At 43.8% G+C, this 18,256-nt stretch carries 16 protein-coding genes; 5 read left to right on the top strand and 11 right to left on the bottom strand.

The features are described from left to right. Positions 1 to 256 precede the first annotated feature (256 nt). The 3 genes from nrdH to nrdF all read left to right on the top strand — a co-directional run bounded on the left by nrdH (position 257) and on the right by nrdF (position 3,801). The gene (gene nrdH / locus A5870_RS13210; RefSeq protein WP_005225182.1) at positions 257 to 481 is read left to right on the top strand and encodes a glutaredoxin-like protein NrdH; all 225 of its coding nucleotides are present in this window, start codon (positions 257 to 259) and stop codon (positions 479 to 481) included. 97 nt (positions 482 to 578) lie between these two features. Continuing rightward, positions 579 to 2,738, top strand: coding sequence for a class 1b ribonucleoside-diphosphate reductase subunit alpha (nrdE, locus tag A5870_RS13215; RefSeq protein ID WP_086293302.1), 2,160 nt, complete (start codon positions 579 to 581; stop codon positions 2,736 to 2,738). Between the two features lie 97 nt (positions 2,739 to 2,835). Beyond that, the gene (gene nrdF / locus A5870_RS13220) at positions 2,836 to 3,801 is read left to right on the top strand and encodes a class 1b ribonucleoside-diphosphate reductase subunit beta (RefSeq protein WP_005225180.1); all 966 of its coding nucleotides are present in this window, start codon (positions 2,836 to 2,838) and stop codon (positions 3,799 to 3,801) included. A gap of 59 nt (positions 3,802 to 3,860) precedes the next feature. Here nrdF and A5870_RS13225 read toward each other — a convergent pair whose 3' ends face one another. The 6 genes from A5870_RS13225 to A5870_RS13250 form a co-directional block, all read right to left on the bottom strand. Further along, positions 3,861 to 4,916: an alpha/beta hydrolase gene (locus A5870_RS13225; protein WP_086293304.1), complete on the bottom strand. Its 1,056-nt coding sequence runs from the start codon at positions 4,914 to 4,916 to the stop codon at positions 3,861 to 3,863. 90 nt (positions 4,917 to 5,006) lie between these two features. Then, entirely contained in the window at positions 5,007 to 5,723 is a 717-nt protein-coding gene (locus A5870_RS13230) for an MIP/aquaporin family protein (protein ID WP_005225178.1), read from the bottom strand. Further along, positions 5,716 to 7,545: a type 1 glycerol-3-phosphate oxidase gene (gene glpO, locus A5870_RS13235; protein WP_086293306.1), complete on the bottom strand. Its 1,830-nt coding sequence runs from the start codon at positions 7,543 to 7,545 to the stop codon at positions 5,716 to 5,718. The genes A5870_RS13230 and glpO overlap by 8 nt, the downstream gene beginning before the upstream one ends. Before the next feature lie 3 nt (positions 7,546 to 7,548). Then, complete coding sequence (gene glpK, locus A5870_RS13240; RefSeq protein WP_086293308.1) at positions 7,549 to 9,069, bottom strand: glycerol kinase GlpK; 1,521 nt, start codon at positions 9,067 to 9,069, stop codon at positions 7,549 to 7,551. Between the two features lie 129 nt (positions 9,070 to 9,198). Then, entirely contained in the window at positions 9,199 to 10,641 is a 1,443-nt protein-coding gene (locus A5870_RS13245) for a helix-turn-helix domain-containing protein (RefSeq protein WP_086293310.1), read from the bottom strand. Then, entirely contained in the window at positions 10,631 to 11,938 is a 1,308-nt protein-coding gene (locus tag A5870_RS13250) for an NAD(P)/FAD-dependent oxidoreductase (RefSeq protein WP_086293312.1), read from the bottom strand. Before A5870_RS13250 ends, A5870_RS13245 begins: the two co-directional genes overlap by 11 nt. 136 nt (positions 11,939 to 12,074) lie before the next feature. Here A5870_RS13250 and A5870_RS13255 point away from each other — a divergent pair, with 136 nt between their 5' ends. Then, on the top strand, positions 12,075 to 12,899 hold the full coding sequence (locus tag A5870_RS13255) for a DUF92 domain-containing protein (protein ID WP_086293314.1): 825 nt from the start codon (positions 12,075 to 12,077) through the stop codon (positions 12,897 to 12,899). A gap of 60 nt (positions 12,900 to 12,959) precedes the next feature. Here A5870_RS13255 and A5870_RS13260 read toward each other — a convergent pair whose 3' ends face one another. The 3 genes from A5870_RS13260 to A5870_RS13275 form a co-directional block, all read right to left on the bottom strand. Beyond that, positions 12,960 to 13,670, bottom strand: a complete 711-nt coding sequence (locus A5870_RS13260) for an MgtC/SapB family protein (RefSeq protein ID WP_074536356.1) — start codon at positions 13,668 to 13,670, stop codon at positions 12,960 to 12,962. A 232-nt stretch (positions 13,671 to 13,902) separates the two neighbouring features. Next, entirely contained in the window at positions 13,903 to 14,604 is a 702-nt protein-coding gene (gene nagB, locus A5870_RS13270; protein ID WP_005225171.1) for a glucosamine-6-phosphate deaminase, read from the bottom strand. A gap of 152 nt (positions 14,605 to 14,756) precedes the next feature. Beyond that, positions 14,757 to 15,359: a LysM peptidoglycan-binding domain-containing protein gene (locus tag A5870_RS13275; RefSeq protein ID WP_005225170.1), complete on the bottom strand. Its 603-nt coding sequence runs from the start codon at positions 15,357 to 15,359 to the stop codon at positions 14,757 to 14,759. 234 nt (positions 15,360 to 15,593) lie between these two features. On the opposite strand from A5870_RS13275, the gene A5870_RS13285 reads away from it, so the two are divergent. Continuing rightward, positions 15,594 to 15,983 (top strand): YxeA family protein, encoded by a 390-nt coding sequence (locus A5870_RS13285; RefSeq protein WP_086293318.1) that lies wholly within the window; start codon positions 15,594 to 15,596, stop codon positions 15,981 to 15,983. Positions 15,984 to 16,301: 318 nt separating this feature from the next. Here the strand turns inward: A5870_RS13285 and glnA are convergent, their stop codons facing one another. Beyond that, positions 16,302 to 17,642, bottom strand: coding sequence for a type I glutamate--ammonia ligase (gene glnA / locus A5870_RS13290; protein WP_005225167.1), 1,341 nt, complete (start codon positions 17,640 to 17,642; stop codon positions 16,302 to 16,304). 59 nt (positions 17,643 to 17,701) lie between these two features. Then, positions 17,702 to 18,082, bottom strand: coding sequence for a MerR family transcriptional regulator (locus tag A5870_RS13295; protein ID WP_005225166.1), 381 nt, complete (start codon positions 18,080 to 18,082; stop codon positions 17,702 to 17,704). Positions 18,083 to 18,256 lie beyond the last annotated feature (174 nt).

The raw sequence follows: 18,256 nt of genomic DNA on the forward strand, positions 1-18,256 counted from the left end.
TTCGACTTAACTTTGAATTTTCCTTCACAATAGAGATTTTTTTTACTCATTTTGATTGCATATCCCCTCTAATAATTACGCAAAAACCTTGTAATTCTACGTATTTTCCGCTTTTTTCATTTGCATAAAAAACACAGAAACACTATAAATTGTGTATGTCGAATTCACAAGCACAAGATATAGTGTTTTTTCGTTGACTTTCTCCGAGACTTATTTATACTAGGTTTATAACTATTACAACTCGGAGGAAACAATTATGAATATCAAACTATTTTCTAAAAACAACTGCATGCAATGTAAAATGGCGAAACGCTTTTTAAGTGAAAATCAGATTGCCTTTGAAGAAATCAATATCGATAATGAGCCTGAAGCATTAGAATTTTTGAAAGAACAAGGATTCCAAAGTGTGCCAGTCATTACCTCTGATGCGCAAACGATCATCGGTTTCCGTCCAGATCAACTACGTCAATTAGCGAGCTAAGATTTTTCTCAATGTGATGCTTTTGAGGGATTTGTCAGTCGTCCAGACCGCAAGTCCTTTTTTATACGAACAAAACAAGAAAAGAGGTTAGCCATTTATGAGCTTGAAAGAAATCAAAGATGTCAGTTATTTCAAATTGAATAATGAGATCAACCGTCCAGTAGATGGTCAAATTCCATTAAATAAAGACAAAGAAGCCCTAGCGGCATTCTTTAAAGAAAACGTTGAACCAAACACCTTAACCTTTGCGACTGCAATGGACAAAATCAATTATTTGATTGAAAATGATTATTTAGAAGAAGAATTTATCAAAAAGTACCGTCCTGCTTTTATTGAGGACTTGTATCAATTCTTAGACGAGCAACACTTTACTTTCAAATCATTTATGGCTGCTTACAAGTTTTATTCACAATACGCACTAAAAACCAATGATGGTACCGCGTATCTAGAACGTTACGAAGATCGGGTCGCTTTCAACGCCCTTTACTTTGCGGATGGCAATGAAGAGTTAGCCATGAGCTTGGCAGATGAAATGATCTACCAACGTTACCAACCAGCAACTCCTTCTTTCTTGAATGCAGGACGCAAACGTCGGGGTGAATTGGTTTCTTGTTTCTTGATCCAAATCACTGATGACATGAACGCGATCGGTCGTGGGATCAACTCCGCGCTGCAACTTTCACGGATCGGCGGCGGTGTCGGGATCACATTATCAAACTTGCGGGAAGCCGGCGCGCCTATCAAAGGCTACGAAGGTGCAGCAAGTGGTGTAATGCCTGTAATGAAATTGTTTGAAGATAGCTTCAGCTATTCAAACCAATTGGGTCAACGGCAAGGGGCTGGCGTGGTCTACTTGAACGTCTTCCACCCAGATATCATCAGCTTTTTATCAGCGAAAAAAGAAAATGCGGATGAAAAAATCCGTGTCAAAACCTTATCATTAGGTGTGATCGTACCTGACAAATTCTACGAATTGACGCGTAAAAATGAAGAGATGTATCTCTTTAGTCCGTACAGTGTCGAAAAAGAATATGGCGTACCCTTCTCTTATGTCGATATCACCAAGGAATACGACAACTTAGTTATGAATCCACGGATTCGCAAAACCAAAATCAGAGCCCGTGATTTAGAAAACGAAATTTCTAAATTGCAGCAAGAATCTGGTTATCCTTATATCATCAATATCGATACCGCAAACCGCAGCAACCCAATCGATGGCAAGATCATCATGAGTAATCTTTGTTCCGAGATCCTTCAAGTCCAAGCACCATCTGTGATCAACGGCAAACAAGAATACGAGGTTTTAGGAACAGATATCAGCTGTAACTTAGGTTCCACCAATATCGTGAACTTGATGGACAGCCCTGACTTTGGGAAATCTGTTCGAGCAATGACTCGTGCCTTGACCTTCGTTACTGATGCGTCTGACATTGACGTGGTACCATCGATCCAAAATGGGAATGCCTTGAACCACACGATCGGTTTAGGCGCAATGGGCTTGCATACCTATTTTGCAAAAAATCAAATGGAATATGGTTCACCAGAATCTCTTGAATTTACTGATCTTTATTTCATGTTGTTGAACTATTGGACATTGGTTGAAAGCAATGCCATCGCCAAAGAAAAAGGCGAAGTTTTCCATAACTTTGAAAAATCAGCTTATGCAGATGGCAGCTACTTCACCGATTATATCCAAGGTGACTACCAACCAAAATCGGAAAAAGTCAAAGCATTGTTTGAAGGCGTCTTTTTACCAACTGGTGAAGATTGGGCAGCATTGGCACAAACCGTCAAAGAAACCGGCTTGTATCACCAAAACCGCTTAGCCGTTGCACCAAATGGTTCGATCTCTTATATTAATGATACGAGTGCCAGCATCCACCCGATCACTCGGATGATCGAAGAACGCCAAGAAAAGAAAATCGGCAAGATCTATTATCCAGCACCTTACTTGAGCAATGAGACGATCGCCTACTACAAATCAGCCTACGATATGGATATGCGCAAAGTGATCGATGTTTACGCAACTGCTCAAAAACACGTCGATCAAGGGATGAGTATGACCTTGTTTATGCGTTCAGATATTCCAGAAGGTCTTTACGAATGGAAAGAAACGACAAAACAAACCACCCGTGATTTGAACATCTTGCGTCACTACGCTTTCCACAAAGGCATCAAATCGATCTACTATGTACGGACCTTTACAGATGATGCAGAAGAGATCGGCAGCAACCAATGTGAAAGCTGTGTCATCTAATCCAACATTTGCCTGAAAACGAACTAACCGCCCGCCCCTGCTCTTTCTTGACAGCGGGTCGGCTGTTGTCTTGATACGATTATTGGAGGAACCGACTATGGGTAAGACTTACTATGAAGCAATCAACTGGAATGAGATCGAAGATATCATCGATAAATCCACTTGGGAAAAATTAACAGAGCAATTCTGGTTAGATACGCGGATCCCTTTATCAAATGACCTTGATGATTGGCGGACGCTATCACCATTAGAAAAAACGACGGTGGGCTACGTCTTTGGCGGCTTGACCTTATTAGATACCGTTCAATCAGAAAGCGGTATGGATCAACTGCGTAAAGATGTCCGCACCCCACATGAAGAAGCGGTCTTGAACAACATCCAATTTATGGAATCTGTCCATGCAAAAAGCTATTCATCGATTTTCAGCACCTTGAATACAAAAGCGGAGATCGCTGATATTTTTGAATGGACCAACACCAATCCATATTTGCAAAAGAAAGCCGAACGAATCAATGAGATCTACAAAAATGGGACACCGCTAGAGAAAAAAATCGCCAGTGTGTTTCTAGAGACCTTCTTATTCTACTCAGGTTTCTATACACCCCTTTACTACTTAGGCAATAACAAACTAGCGAACGTAGCGGAGATCATCAAATTGATCATTCGTGACGAATCCGTTCATGGCACGTATATTGGCTACAAATTCCAATTAGGTTTCAACGAATTACCAGAAGACGAACAGCAAAAGCTGAAAGACTGGATGTACGACTTGTTGTATGAGTTGTATGAAAACGAAGAGCGTTATACCGAAGAATTATACGATGAGATCGGCTGGACCGAGGAAGTCAAAACCTTCTTGCGTTACAATGCCAATAAGGCTTTGATGAATCTAGGACAAGACCCGCTTTTCCCAGACACCGCCAACGATGTCAATCCAATCGTCATGAACGGTATTTCAACTGGTACCAGCAATCACGACTTCTTCTCACAAGTTGGGAACGGGTATCTGCTTGGTTCCGTGGAAGCGATGAAAGACGATGACTACTTCATCGGACTTGATTGATTTGCTTACAAATAAACACCTTGTTTCTCGCCAATAGAGGGTGAGAAACAAGGTGTTTTTTAGTGAGCCAGCTGGTCTTTGATAAAGGTCAATGTTTCTGTCAAACAGGCCTGTGCTTGTGGCAAGCTATAATCAAATTGGTATTCGTGGGTCACCGTTTCCGAATCCCCTTTGTAAAAACGACTTGTCACGGGAATATCAAGAGCTTGCAGCTGGTTGGCAAAGGCAATGCCTTGGTCTTCAAAGGAATAGGCATTGCCATCCGTGATATACGTTGGTGGAAAATCAGCCGTCAATTTATCCACCAGTGAGATCTCCTGCAGTTGGGGACTATCTTGCCATTCTTTTTTGCCTAATAACGACCAAGCCACCGTTTTGACAAAGAATTTCATAAAGCGATCATCTGAAGAAGTACCGGCGATCTGCTTCAAATCAAGGGGGCCGCAATAGGAAATAAACCCTTTCAGGGCCGATGCAGGAATGTCTTGATCAAAGGACATTTCCTTCGCATACGCTGGATTGGTTTGCAGCGCCACATATTGCCCGGCAATTTGGGCTCCTGCAGAATCCCCGCCAAAGAAGAGTTGATCGAAATCCAGCATGGGGTATGCTTGGGCATCTGCTTTGATCGAGTCTACCGCTTGGGCTAATTGTTTGACCTGTCCCGGATAATGCAGACTTGGTGCCCATTCATAATTAATCGAAATCACAGCGGCTTTGGTTTCATCGACGACATAGGTCGCAAACTCTTTGACCCCTTCTTTGTCTCCCCCGACATAGCCGCCCCCGTGGACCCAAAAAATGACTGGAACAGGGCCTTGTGCCTCTTTGGGATAATATAGATCAAAGGTACTACGTTGATAATCCGATTGATACGTCAAGTCCTGTTTGACCGTCACATTCGGCAAACTTTTTTGATAAGCTGCCTCATCCTTGATGGTCACTTCTTGGTTAAACAGATGACCGATCAAAAAAGCCCCCGGTCGTGGGGAGAGTTGAAAAGCCAGAAAAACGGCAGCTAAGAGTCCGATCAGGACCATCGCCACCCACATGAAAAAGCGCAGAATTTTTTTCACGCAAAAGCTCCTTCCTTCGTTCTGTTTCAGCTTTTTCATTTAACCATGTTTTTTTAGCAAATTCAATGACAATCGCTAAAGATTAAAAAAGGATGATACCAATAGGCATCATCCTTAAAATAACATCGTTTATAATGGCAACATCATAAACAAACCAGCTGCGATCGCTGCACCGATCATTGGACCGATGATTGGTACTAACGCATAGCCCCAATCGGAAGTCCCTTTGTTTTTGATTGGTAAGATTTGGTGAGCAATCCGTGGTCCTAAGTCCCGTGCCGGGTTGATGGCATAGCCTGTTGGTCCACCAAGAGACAGTCCGATCGCTAAGATCAAGATCCCAACAACGATGGGATTTAATCCATCCGTAAAGGTATTGGCACCAAAAGCCAATAAGCCAAAGACTAAGACAAAGGTACCAATTACTTCAGTGATCGTATTCGATACTAAATTACGAACTGCAGGCCCTGTTGCAAAGGTACCTAAAATCGCGCCTTGGTCTTTTGTTTCATCCCATAATGGCAAGTAGTTGAGCCAAACGAGGATTGCCCCTACGATCGCACCAGCAATCTGCGCCAGCATAAACGGTACAGCTAAGCTCCAAGAAAAATTCCCTGTCATCGCCATGCCTAATGTAACGGCTGGATTCAAGTGAGCAGGTCCCATGTACCCTGAAACGTAAACGGCAATCGTTACCGCTGTCGCCCAGCCCATCGCGATCACGATCCAGCCAGAGGCTTCCGCTTTACTCTTTTTCAGATTGACAGCCGCACACACACCATCCCCTAACAAAACCAAAATAGCCGTTCCTAGAAATTCACTAAAGATCTGGGTTGTTTCATTCATCTTTTTTTCCTCCTTTTAAGGCTGTTAAATCTGATTCTGCGATCACTTGGTTCAATTCTGCTACATGGGCTGCTTTTTCTTCCTCGTCCCAGCCAAAGAAGTCGGTCATAGCTGCAACGACACCGGCTTTGACTTCATCTAAGGTATCTCGCATAAATAGGATATGGTTGGTCCGACGCAATAGATAATCGACAGGCGTCAGAACCATTTCTTCATGCAAGGAATAGTTCAAGGCAGTGCTTTCTTTTTCATCTAAGCCCTCAAACTTCGTCTTGTAGTTCAACACTTGGGGAAGATTCGACCCATAAAGATGAGCCAAATACGTCGCATCTGCTTCATTGAACCCAGCGGTTTGCGCTTGGTCAGCCAACTTCGCTAATTCTTCCTCTACATTGGCTGCATCAAGCTCCCCACCAGAAACTGGGTACGTGGTTGAATCCACTAACTCGAAGGAAGCACCGCTTTCTTGAAGCAATTCATTGATCCGTTTGACTGCTCCTTCCGCCATCAAACGATAGTCGGTGATTTTTCCGCCTGCCAACGTCAATAGTCCGTCTTTTGAGCGTTCCAAACTGCTGCCGCGAGAAACTTGCGATGGATCCACTTTGCTGGCTTCTACTCGTTCTTGTGCTTGTTTTACGGCTTTTTCTACGACTGGTCGCTGCCGCTCATCTGCAAGATACTCTTTGACGCTTTCAACGATCTGTTCAAAGCTTTCATCCGATAGTTTGCCTTTACCGCCGCCATTGTAATCAGACCCGCCATTATTCACAATCAACGGACGCAATCCTGCCCAGCTCGCTTCGATATCATCAAGGGTGATCTGAGCGTGAGGGAAGCGTTCATTCACGATGGTCAGTAGATAATCAACATCTTCTTGCGTGACCGTTGGATGGGCGAAATCGCCTGTATAATCCGTATCGGTTGTGCCAAAATAGGTCTTATTTTCTCTTGGTACCACGAAAACCATCCGACCATCATTTTTCCCAGTATCAAAATAGGTTGGTTGCGGCACTTTTAGTTTTTCCCGATCGACCACTAAATGGACACCTTTCGTCGGACGCATTTGTGGCGGCAACTCATCATTCTTGTCTAATTGACGAACGATGTCTGACCAAGGGCCTGTCGTGTTGATCACGACTTTGGCGTTAACCTCAAAGCGATCGTTTGTCAGTTGATCCTCCACTTCTACCCCATTGATGATGCCTTGCTCATCATGTAAGATGCCGACGACTTTGGCTTTACTGATCATTGCTGCCCCATCGGCTTGTGCTCGTTTGATGTTTTCGATCACCAAGCGGGCATCGTTGTTGCGAAAATCAAGATAGACACCGCCACCGACTAAGTTTTCCGCCTGCAGCTGAGGTTCGCGTTCTAAGACCTCTTCTTTCGTCAGCAGATAATTTTCGTATTTACTGCCTGTCACATTCGCTAAGCGATCATAAAGATCCATCGCCACTTTAACAGAAAACAAGGAGAAGGTTGCCCCCGGTTCATCGTAAATCGGTAAAAGCATCGGATCTGGTTTCGGGATATGCGGAGCAATTTGTTGGACGATCGCCCGTTCCCGCACGGTGTCAGCGACCACTTCCACGTCAAAGGTTTTCAAATAGCGAATACCGCCATGAACGAGTTTCGTGGACCGCGAAGACGTCCCTTCGGCAAAGTCTTGCATTTCCAAAAGAACCGTCTTCATCCCAGCCGCTGCTGTTTGAACAGCAACCCCTGCGCCGGTAATCCCACCACCGATGATCAACACATCATAGGTGGTCTTTGCCGTTTCTTGAATGGTTTCCTTCCGATCTTTCTGAGAAAAGGTCATGGCTTACTCGCCTTCTTTCTTCGCTTTGAATTTGAAGGTCTGAGTAGCTGCCACCGCTTGTTTCCAACCTTCGTACAAATTGTCTCTTTCTTCTGCTGGCATTTCTGGCGTAAACATTTGCCCTTCTTCTGCCATTGATTTCAATTCATCCAAGTCTTTCCAGAAGCCAACCGCTAGCCCTGCCAAGTAAGCTGCACCTAATGCGGTTGTTTCCAGATTCGCTGCTCGTTGTACGTCAATGTCTAAAATGTCCGCTTGGAACTGCATCAATAAATCGTTTTTGGCTGCCCCGCCATCGACTTTCAGCAATGGGATATCGATACCGGAATCTTTTTTCATCGTGTCGATGACATCTTTTGATTGATACGCAACAGCTTGCAATGTTGCCCGAACAAAATCTTCCTTCGTCGTCCCACGAGTCAAGCCAAAGACGGCTCCTCTTGCATCTGAATCCCAGTAAGGCGCACCCAATCCAGTAAAGGCAGGCACCACATACACTTCATTATCACCTTTTGCTTTGGCAGCTATTTCTTCTGATTGTGGCGAAGTCTCGATCATGCGTAGACCATCCCGCAGCCATTGGATCGCTGATCCAGCAACGAAGATACTTCCTTCTAAGGCATAATAGACTTTGCCGTTGATACCATACCCGATGGTCGTCAGTAGGTCATTGTCAGACAATTGTGGTTCTTCACCCGTATTCATGACAATAAATGCCCCAGTGCCGTAAGTATTTTTGATCATACCTTTTTCAAAGGCCATTTGTCCAAAGAGGGCGGCTTGTTGGTCTCCAGCCATTCCGGCGATTGGTACTTCACTGCCGTAAAAATGGTAGCTGCGGGTGTGACCATAGACTTCTGAGTTGCTTTTGACTTCTGGTAGCATCGAGCTTGGAATGTTCAAAAGATCCAAAATTTCTTGATCCCATTCTAATTTATGAATGTTGTAAAGCATCGTCCGGCTAGCATTTGAGTAGTCGGTGACATGGACTTGTCCATCTGTCAGCTTCCACACAAGCCATGAATCGATCGTTCCGAAGAGTAGCTCACCATTATCCGCCTTTTCTTGTGCCCCTTCGATATTGTCTAAAAGCCAACGCACCTTGGTCGCTGAGAAATACGCATCAATGACTAACCCAGTTTTTTCATGGATCATCTCTGTATGGCCATCTGCTTTTAATTGGTCAGCGATCGGTGAAGATTGGCGGGATTGCCAAACGATTGCATTTGCGATCGGCTGGCCTGTCGTTTTGTCCCAAACCACGGTTGTTTCACGCTGGTTGGTGATGCCGATGCCGGCGATTGCTTCTGGTCGGATACCTGATTCAATAAATGCCCCTGCGATGACTGATTGGACAGAGTTCCAAATTTCGTTGGCGTTGTGTTCTACCCAACCGGATTTTGGAAAGTATTGCGGAAACTCTTTTTGTGAACTGCCGATTTTTTTCCCGTTACGATCAAAAATAATTGCTCTTGAACTAGTGGTTCCTTGGTCGATCGCCATTACATAATTTTTTTCTGCCATTTGATTCGCTCCCTTTGGTTTTATACGCGCTGTTTGTTAGCGCTTTCTGACTTGCTTTTATTTTAGCTGAACTTTTGCTATATGGTTCGTCAATTTTTTTTCAAATCTCTAAGAAATTGACGAAATCCACTATTTAAAGCGTTCACGGATCATTTTTTTGATCGTTTCCCGATCATATGCGGTACCTAGTTCACTGATTCGATAGGTCGGTGTTTTGGTCTCGATGGCGTAATTCGCCAAGATCAAATCATATTCTTGTTCTGGACGATAGCGTTCGACAACTACGCCATTCAAATTTTTGAGATACAGCAGCCACATATAATAGAGGGCTTCTTTAAATAGCTCATCCATTTTCAAGGCGATCCCAACACGAAATTCTCGATTGATTTGATAGTCGATGATCGTGATGACACTCAAGTATTTGACCATCGTCATCATCAGTAGACTATTTTTCTCGGACGGCTTGATATTTAACTCTGTTAAGGCCTTACCTAATAGTTCATGACTGATTTGCTGAATGTTGCGGCTGGAAAACTGCGCTTCCAGCTGCCAAATATTTTCTCGATCAAAAACTTCCACATCCCCTTTGAAAAAATAGACGCGGCTGTGGATCTGCAGCAGGTGACCATAGCAAGTGGCTTCCATTTCACGAGGAACAAACGATGGGCGGTAAAGATGCAAAATATGTTCCAAAATCAAGGTATCCGTCAAGGCAGTTGGCGTAAACCGAGAACGCTGCAGCATATACACCTGCAGATCGTGTTCGGATAACACCGAGAACGACAACAAAAAAACAAAATGCAGCATCGCCTCCTCTTCTCTGACTTCTAATGCGTAATGGCCAAAGCCACGAAATACCAACTCACGTAATTGTTGAAACAAAGGGTCTTTCATGTAAGGTGCCATTTTCTCCCGTAAAACTTGAAAGGATTGAGTAGCAATTTTCAGTCGCGCTTTCATGATCCTCAGCCATAGGGACAAGCGCTGCTGGGCTTCTTTCGTAAAACGCATGTTCAGGCCGCGAGTGATCAGACCGACATATTTCTCATCGATCGGCAATGGCTGACTGTCAAAAGAATGAACATACCAAAAGAGTTCAAAATAGAAATAACGAATCTGCGTTTCTTCCCCAATCAGCTTTCCTTGCCAGATCTCTAACTCGAATTCTGCTAGCAAGCCATTTAGCTCTTTGATTTTGCGAAATAAGGATGACTCGCTGACTGTTAATTTTTGTGCCAGCTGGACAGTCGTCACTTCTTGATATTGTAAAAGATGCTCGAGAATTTGAAATTTCAATGCCGAACGATAAAATGCCCATTCAATTTGGTTAAGAGAAAAGGTGGGACTCATTTCAAAAACCAGTGAACCATTTCGGTAATACAATCGACACTGCTCATGATAGTGCTTCAACTCATCTTGCAGCTCATCCACATACTTTTCCAGAGAAGGCTTACTGATGCCAAGATAGAGCGCTAATTCATGTAGCTCCATTTGACCGCCAACTAGTAAAAGTTTTTTGAGCAGCTGCAATTGTTTTGCTTCTTTTTTTTCTAATAACTGATCAAGTCTCATCGGCATCACTTCCCGACCATATGAAGGTTTGATCCAACACATTCGTGAACCGTGGATGGAAGAAAAAGTCTTTTTGGGTCAGCTCCTCCATCGTTGCCTGCTGCTCGATCGCAAATGTTAATAAATTGATTTTTTCCAAAATATTGGCTTTTGATAATAGCTGCGCACCAACGATTCGGGCGCTGGCTTGATCGATCATCACTTTTCCATGAACCTGCGTCGAATCAAAAAGGGAAGCGGCAGCCGTAAAAGTGTGACAGACGATCGGGGATTCATAGAAAAACTGATCCGACTCGGTCAAACCAGTACTGGCTAAATACCACTCAAACAATTGTGTACCGACTGTCCGCAATCCACCACGAAACGGAGTTGTTTTGCTTGCTAGATTGCGAGCTGCCGCGATCCCTGATCGAACAGCATTGTTGACTAAGGGCATGTAGACCGTATCTTTCGTAATAGCATTTGGAATTTGGATCAAGTCGCCGACCGCAAAAATATCCGTGGCAGAAGTTTCCAAGTAGGCATCTGTCCAGATAGTTTGATCACTGTGTAATTCAAAGACCGCAAATGCCTCTGGCAAGCGAGGATGAACGTTAACTGTCGTCAATACAAGGTCACTTTCATAGCCTTGATCGGCGGTTTCGATCCGAAAGCCTGTTTCCGTTTTGACGACTGCCAAAGTTGGCTCCGACCAATGCAGTTGCAAGTTGGGGCTTTTTTCGATCTCCGTTAAAAAGGGCTGCAAAAAATCGCGATCAAAGTACTTGAACAAAGGATATGACATTGATTCGATCACACTGACTTTTTTTCCGATCGCCGTCAAGGTATTCGCCGCTTCCATCCCCGCTTGACCAGCACCGACGATGGTAATCGACTCTGCTTGGGGCAATTGCTGCAAGAAATGCTTCGCTGCTTCATATTCTTTGTAGGTCAGCAGTGCTTCTTCTGGTTGCGGCAAAACAGTGGAATCCTGACTAGAGCCTGCTGCCAAGACGAGTCGATCATAACTTAGTTCTCGCTTATCCGTTCGAATCCGATGATCCGAAGGAAAGACTTCTAGAAGGGTTTCTTCTAAGGCTACGTCGATCGTTTCTGCCTCCAGCTGCTCCTTCGTACAAAAGAATGCTTCTTCCAGCGAAGCGATCCTGCCTTCGATCAGCAATAACAAGCCGCTTGGAACAAACCCAAGATGGGCTTTTTTTTCTATCAGTAGAATCTCTGCGTCAGGGTATAATCGACGTGCTTCGCGGGCGCAGCTGACACCACCAAAAGACCCACCTATAATTATGATTTTCATTGGATCACCTCTCTCCTTTAGCTTAAATGAAACGCTCTCATTTGACGAGTAAAAAGCTATCAAGCTGACTATTTTTTTGTTAACTGCGGTAAAATAAATGAGACCTATGCTACACTATACGCAAAGGAGTGTTCAAATGGTTTTCTTCTATCAATTCATGCTGGGCTTGTTTGCCAGTACATTCGTTGCAGCGGCAGCATTCGTCTTTCAGTGGCTGACTGTTTCTGGCGCACTGGCTGCGATTCTTTGCGGCACACTGGTCATTGGCTTTGGTCCGTGGTACAGCATCTTTTTGATTGGCTTTTTCTTTGCCAGCTCTGGCATCATTGGTCTTTTAAAGAAAATGCGCAGTCAGCCAGAGTCAGCTGTGCTTGCCAAAGGTGCTCGCCGTGATGCAAAACAAGTCTTTGCGAACATCGCACCAAGCATCTTTGCGCTACTGCTTGCCTTTTGGACGAAAGAACCGCTATTCCTTTGGGGATTTGTGGCGGGAATCGCTAGCTGTACGGCTGACACTTGGGGCTCAGAAATCGGCGTGCTGAGTCCAAGTCCACCGCGTCACTTACTAACGGGAAAAAAATTACCACCGGGACTTTCCGGCGGTGTCAGTTGGTTGGGAACTGCCGCTTCCCTAGCAGGGAGTCTCGCCATCACTGGTTTATTCGCAGCAGCCTTATGGTTGAACGGCAAGCCGTTCTCCTTTGATCTCTGGCTGACCTTGACTGCCTTAGGCTTTTGCGGCAGTCTCGTGGACAGTTTACTGGGCGCAACGATTCAGGTGCGCTATCAATGCCCTGTCTGTCACCAATACACCGAAAAAAAAGTCCACCACGACGTTGCCACCAAGCAAGTCGGCGGTCTTACCTTTGTAACGAATGAAGGGGTCAATTTGCTGACTTCAATCGTGATCGTTATTTTGACTGTGTGTTTCTTTTACTTACAAATGTCTAACGCATCATAAAAAAGCAGCAAGGCATCTCACTAATGTGAGGTGTCTTGCTGCTTTTTGATTCAATATCCGTTAAGCAATATCCACCAAGCGGATCTTCGTGACATTTTTGTAGACAGACAATTCTTCGATCACTTCAGAAAAGCCTAGTCCTCGCGGAAGATCAATCGTATAAATATTGGTATAAATGCGATAGTCTTCCATGAATTTGACATCAAAATTGACATCTTCGATCACGATATTTTTCTCTTGGAAGTACTCCGTCAAAAACTCTTTGGTCTCGGTGCGGTGGATGTACTGGATTTCTAATTTCTTTGCTGTTGGTACGCGGACGATCCGCTTAACGATCGTCAATGCAAAGAAGATCCCGATAAAACTGCTTAATGCGATGGTGTAAAAGCCCATCCCGATGGCAATTCCTAAACCGGCGATCGCCCATAAGGAAGCAGCCGTCGTCAACCCCGTCACCGAGCGCTTCGTCACAATGATCGTTCCGGCGCCTAAAAAACCGACCCCGCTGACGACTTGGGCGATCAATCGTGCTTCGTCTGAACGAATCACGCCTGCTAAATCTGGATGATTTAGTGCATCTCGCATGGCACCTGTGGCGATCTCCACTTGGATCAAAGCAATGACACAAGCCCCCATGCAAACCAAGATATGGGTTCTAAGACCAGCTGGTCGACTTTTGTATTGCCGCTCGTACCCAATCGCTCCTCCCATGATCATTGCCAGCAGCAATCTCAGCGCTACTTCGGGAATAGATAAATGCATATCAACCATTTGCATCCCTCTTTTCTTCGTATTCTCTCTTTTAACTATAGCATCTCTGATGAAAAAAAGAAAAAAACAGCGCCGAATCAGCCAAATAAAAAAAGCCCCCTCAGAAAATAAGCAAGTAAGCTACAAACCATTGCTCGCAGCTGCGCTGGCGCTACTGCACAAGCGCAGGGGGAAGCTGCGAGGATGGCTCATTTTTCCTTCTGACTTATTACTGAAAAGGGCTGATTTTGTTTTACAGGTTGCTGGCAGCAGCCTCATCGATGATCACGATTACGTCATCATGCTTTTGTAAAACAGAAGCTGGTAATTCGTTGGTTACAGGTCCTTCAATCATTTTTTGGATCGCATCCGCTTTGACTTCGCCAAATGCCATCAAAATGATTTTTTTGCTTTGCATAATTGAACCGATTCCCATTGAAATTGCCGTCGTCGGGACGTCTTCGACTTTATCAAAGTAGCGTTTGTTGGCATTGATGGTCGATTCAGTCAAATCAACGACTGAGGTCGTTCCTTCAAAGGATGCACCAGGTTCGTTGAAGCCGATATGTCCGTTTTGACCGATACCCAAGATTTGGATATCAACTGGGTGATCCGCAATCACGCTATCGTAGCGTTGGCATTCTGCTTCTAAGTCTTCCGCTTTGCCGTTTGGTACGAAGGTTTCTTTGAATGGTTTTTTATTGAATAAATGAGCATTCATGAAGTAGCGATAGCTTTGTTCGTCTTCGCCGCCTAGTCCTACGTATTCATCTAAGTTGACTGAAGTCATTTCTGAAAAATCAACTTCACTGGCAGTCATTTCTGCATAAAGGGTCTCTGGCGTGCTTCCTGTTGCTAAACCTAGCACCTTGGCGCCATTTGCCATACCTTCTTGTATCAATTCAAAAGCTTTCTTTCCGCCTTGAGCAGCATCTTTAACGCGAATAATTTCCATGATCAGCGCTCCGTTTCTATTTGGTATAGTCCAATAATACCACAGGTTGTGCTTGATTACAATAATTAGTCTAGACCAGATAACGATTTTTTCTCGCCAATCAAAAAAGACGAGCTCTAAAACAAGCTCGTCTTTACTAGTATTCTACTTGCTTACCAATTCGTATAAACATCAATACCGCTATGACCAACACCTGTGTCATAGACTTTGTAGGCACCTAAGGATGATTGACCAGTCGAACCTTTCGGTTGATTGTCGCTGGCAACAACGATGTATCCATCGGCATCACGGATGGTTCCGTCTGATGCTACATGGCGACCAGGGATGTTCAATCCGCCTCCTGGCAAGACTTTTTGTGAGTAGTACGATTCTCTCACACCATTGAAATAGTTGATCCCATCCACTGGATTCAAGACACCAGAACCAGCACCAGGAACGCTTGAACGAGTTTGACTCACGTTAGCAGTCGCTGTAGACTCACTTTTTTCTGTGCTTTCTTTCGTACTTGTTTCTTTGTTTTCTACTGATTGGCCATCGTTAGAAACCAACAATGTTTCGCCATCAAAAATCATATTTGGATTTTCGATCGAATCATTTAAAGCTAAAAGGTCTTCGACCGTTGTTTGATAAGTAGCAGCGATCCCAGATAGAGTGTCTCCTGGTTTGACAACATGGGTTTGTTCTGCTGCTGAAACAACTGTTCCGCCAACGAATAAACCAAATCCTGCAACAACTGTAAATGCAAATTTTTTCAAATGAAAAAACCTCTCTTTTGATTATTTGTCCCGCTATCGGGCACAAGTAAGAGAATAACATTACAATATTGCAGGAAGGTTTCAGAAATATTTTTCATTATCACAATTGTTAAACAGAAAGTTACAGGATTTTTATTCAAAAATGCTAAACTTACAATATTGTTATCCATTTCGATGAATGATTTTGGCTCCATCATGCTATAGTAAACCCAGTAATTGAAAGGATCGATGCACATGAAAAAACTACTTTTGACGCTTGGCGTTTTGATTTTAGCAGTAGGTGGCTACTTTGGCTACACGTACTACACAACAACTTATCAAGGGATAACGGCTTATGCCATCACGCCCAACAAAGTCCCAGAAAAGACCCAAACGTACAGCGATTCCGGTGAAAAAATCGATGGCTCCTTTACGTATAAGTACACGTTTGAGTTTGTTAAGAAAAACGGCGAGAAAGAACTCATGACCTTTGATCTTTCTGGTGAAAATGTGAAGCCATTCGCGCCAAATACCTTAGTCAAAGCAAAGATCAGTAAAACCCGTGTCATCTCGGGTCCCAATGAAGTCCCTCAATCAGAAGTCCCCGCAAAAATACTGTCTGAGCTGGAAACCTTTGACGAATAAGGACTTCTTACAAGAAACTTTCTACTTTTTAAGGTTCATTTTACTTTGACGGTCTATGCTAGTTTTATACCAAAACTATTTTTCTTCCTCTTACCAGTCCTCGCCCGACTGGTATTTTTTGATTTTTCCCAATGGTCAAGAGTTACGCTTCTTATAGACAGAACCGCTCTAGCTTTGCAATGGTTTTTTTCTCAAATTTTGATCAAGCAGCTATTGACGATCGGAAATAAATAAAACCAGAATCAATAGGATAAACGCTGGTTTCATCATAAAAAAACCGCTAGATTGTTTATCTCTAGCGGCTTTTTTTTTGCGATTTTAATAGAGTTCCAAGTATTGTTCTCTTTCCCACTCGGAGACTGTTTGGCGGAAGGCTGCCCATTCTAATCGTTTTGCTTCGACAAAGTTGGCATAGATGTGTTTGCCTAAAGCATCGATCATCACTTGGTCTTTACGCAATGCTTTGATGGCATTGTGGATCGTTGATGGCAGATCTTCGATTTGTGCTTCTGCACGTTCTGTTTCGTTCATGATGTAGATGTTGCGGTCGACAGCTGGTGGTGGTGTCAACTCACGTCTAACGCCATCAAGTCCTGCTTGTAATAAAACAGCCATTGCTAAGTATGGGTTAGCGGATGGGTCAACCGAACGCAATTCCAAACGCGTTGACAAGCCTCTTGATTCTGGTACCCGGATCAGTGGTGAACGGTTGCGTCCTGACCACGCCACGTATACAGGCGCTTCGTAACCTGGCACTAAGCGTTTGTAAGAGTTGACGGTTGGGTTGCAGACAGCCGTGTAAGCACGGGCGTGTTCAATCAAACCGCCTAAGAAGTGATACGCTGTTTGGCTTAATTGCATTGGTCCTTCTTCATCAAAGAAGACATTTTCATCGCCTTTGAACAAGGACATGTTGCAGTGCATGCCTGAACCGTTGATGCCGAATAATGGTTTTGGCATGAAGGTTGCATGCAAGCCGTGTTTACGAGCAATAGTTTTCACGACAAGTTTGAAGGTTTGGATGTTGTCACATGCTTCCACTGCGTCCGCATATTTAAAGTCGATCTCGTGTTGCCCTGGTGCCACCTCATGGTGAGACGCTTCAACTTCAAAGCCAAGGCTTTCTAATTCTAATACGATATCGCGACGGCAGTTTTCCCCTAGATCGGTTGGGGCAAAATCGAAGTAGCCGCCTTTGTCGTTTAATTCAGTTGTAATTTCGCCTGCTTCATCTAATTTGAATAGGAAAAATTCGGGTTCTGGTCCAAGATTGAAAGAAGTAAAGCCAAGGGATTGCATGTCTGCTAATGCCCGTTTTAAGTTGCCGCGAGGGTCGCCTGCAAATGGGGTGCCATCTGGATTGTAGATATCACAGATCAAACGAGCCACTTTGCCATGTTCACTTTCCCAAGGGAAGATCATCCAGGTGGACAAATCAGGATACAGATACATGTCACTTTCTTCAATACGGACAAATCCTTCAATAGAAGAACCGTCAAACATCATTTTGTTTTCCAGTACTTTATCTAATTGACTTACAGGTACTTCAACGTTCTTGTTCGTTCCTAAAATATCAGTAAACATCAAGCGTAAAAAGCGCACGTTCTCATCCTTTACGATTTGTTTGATGTCTTCGGCAGTTCTTTCAAATTTTGGCATAGTATCCCTTCCTTTTTCCCAATTCTTTTTTTATATCACAGCAATGATCTACAAGTGTTCTACATTCGTGGACCTTTTTGCTGGTATGGCTGTTGTTGATTCAATCCACCTTGAGCCAAGAGTTCATCATAAAAAATTCGACGAACATCTTCATCGGTCAGCGGCGGTTTGTTCTTCGCTTCTTTTTCTTTGGCAACTTTCATTTCATAAACTCGTTTGATCCCAGCCATGTTCAGTCCATCGGAAAGATAGTCTTTGATCTCTAGCAAGGTATCAATATCATTCAGCGAATACATGCGTCGATTGCCATCGCTGCGTTCCGGGTGGATCAATTCTTGTTCTTCGTAATAACGAATTTGACGGGCGGTGAGATCGGTCAATTTCATGACTGTTCCGATAGGAAAGACTGACATTGAGCGCCGCAATTCTTTTTCCCGCATAACTTGGCTCCCCTCCGTTTCAATGATGCTGCGTAACTTTATGGAAACTATACCAATTCTTTTTTTGCGTGTCAACCCCTCATGTTAGAAAAAGTGACATGAATGCAAATTTTTTTGATTTTTTCATTAGGTCCTTGATTTGATCGTATGTTCAAGCAGTTGTTTTTATGGAAG

This window comes from Enterococcus sp. 2G9_DIV0600 (assembly GCF_002140615.1).
In the GTDB taxonomy this organism is placed as follows: domain Bacteria; phylum Bacillota; class Bacilli; order Lactobacillales; family Enterococcaceae; genus Enterococcus_D; species Enterococcus_D innesii.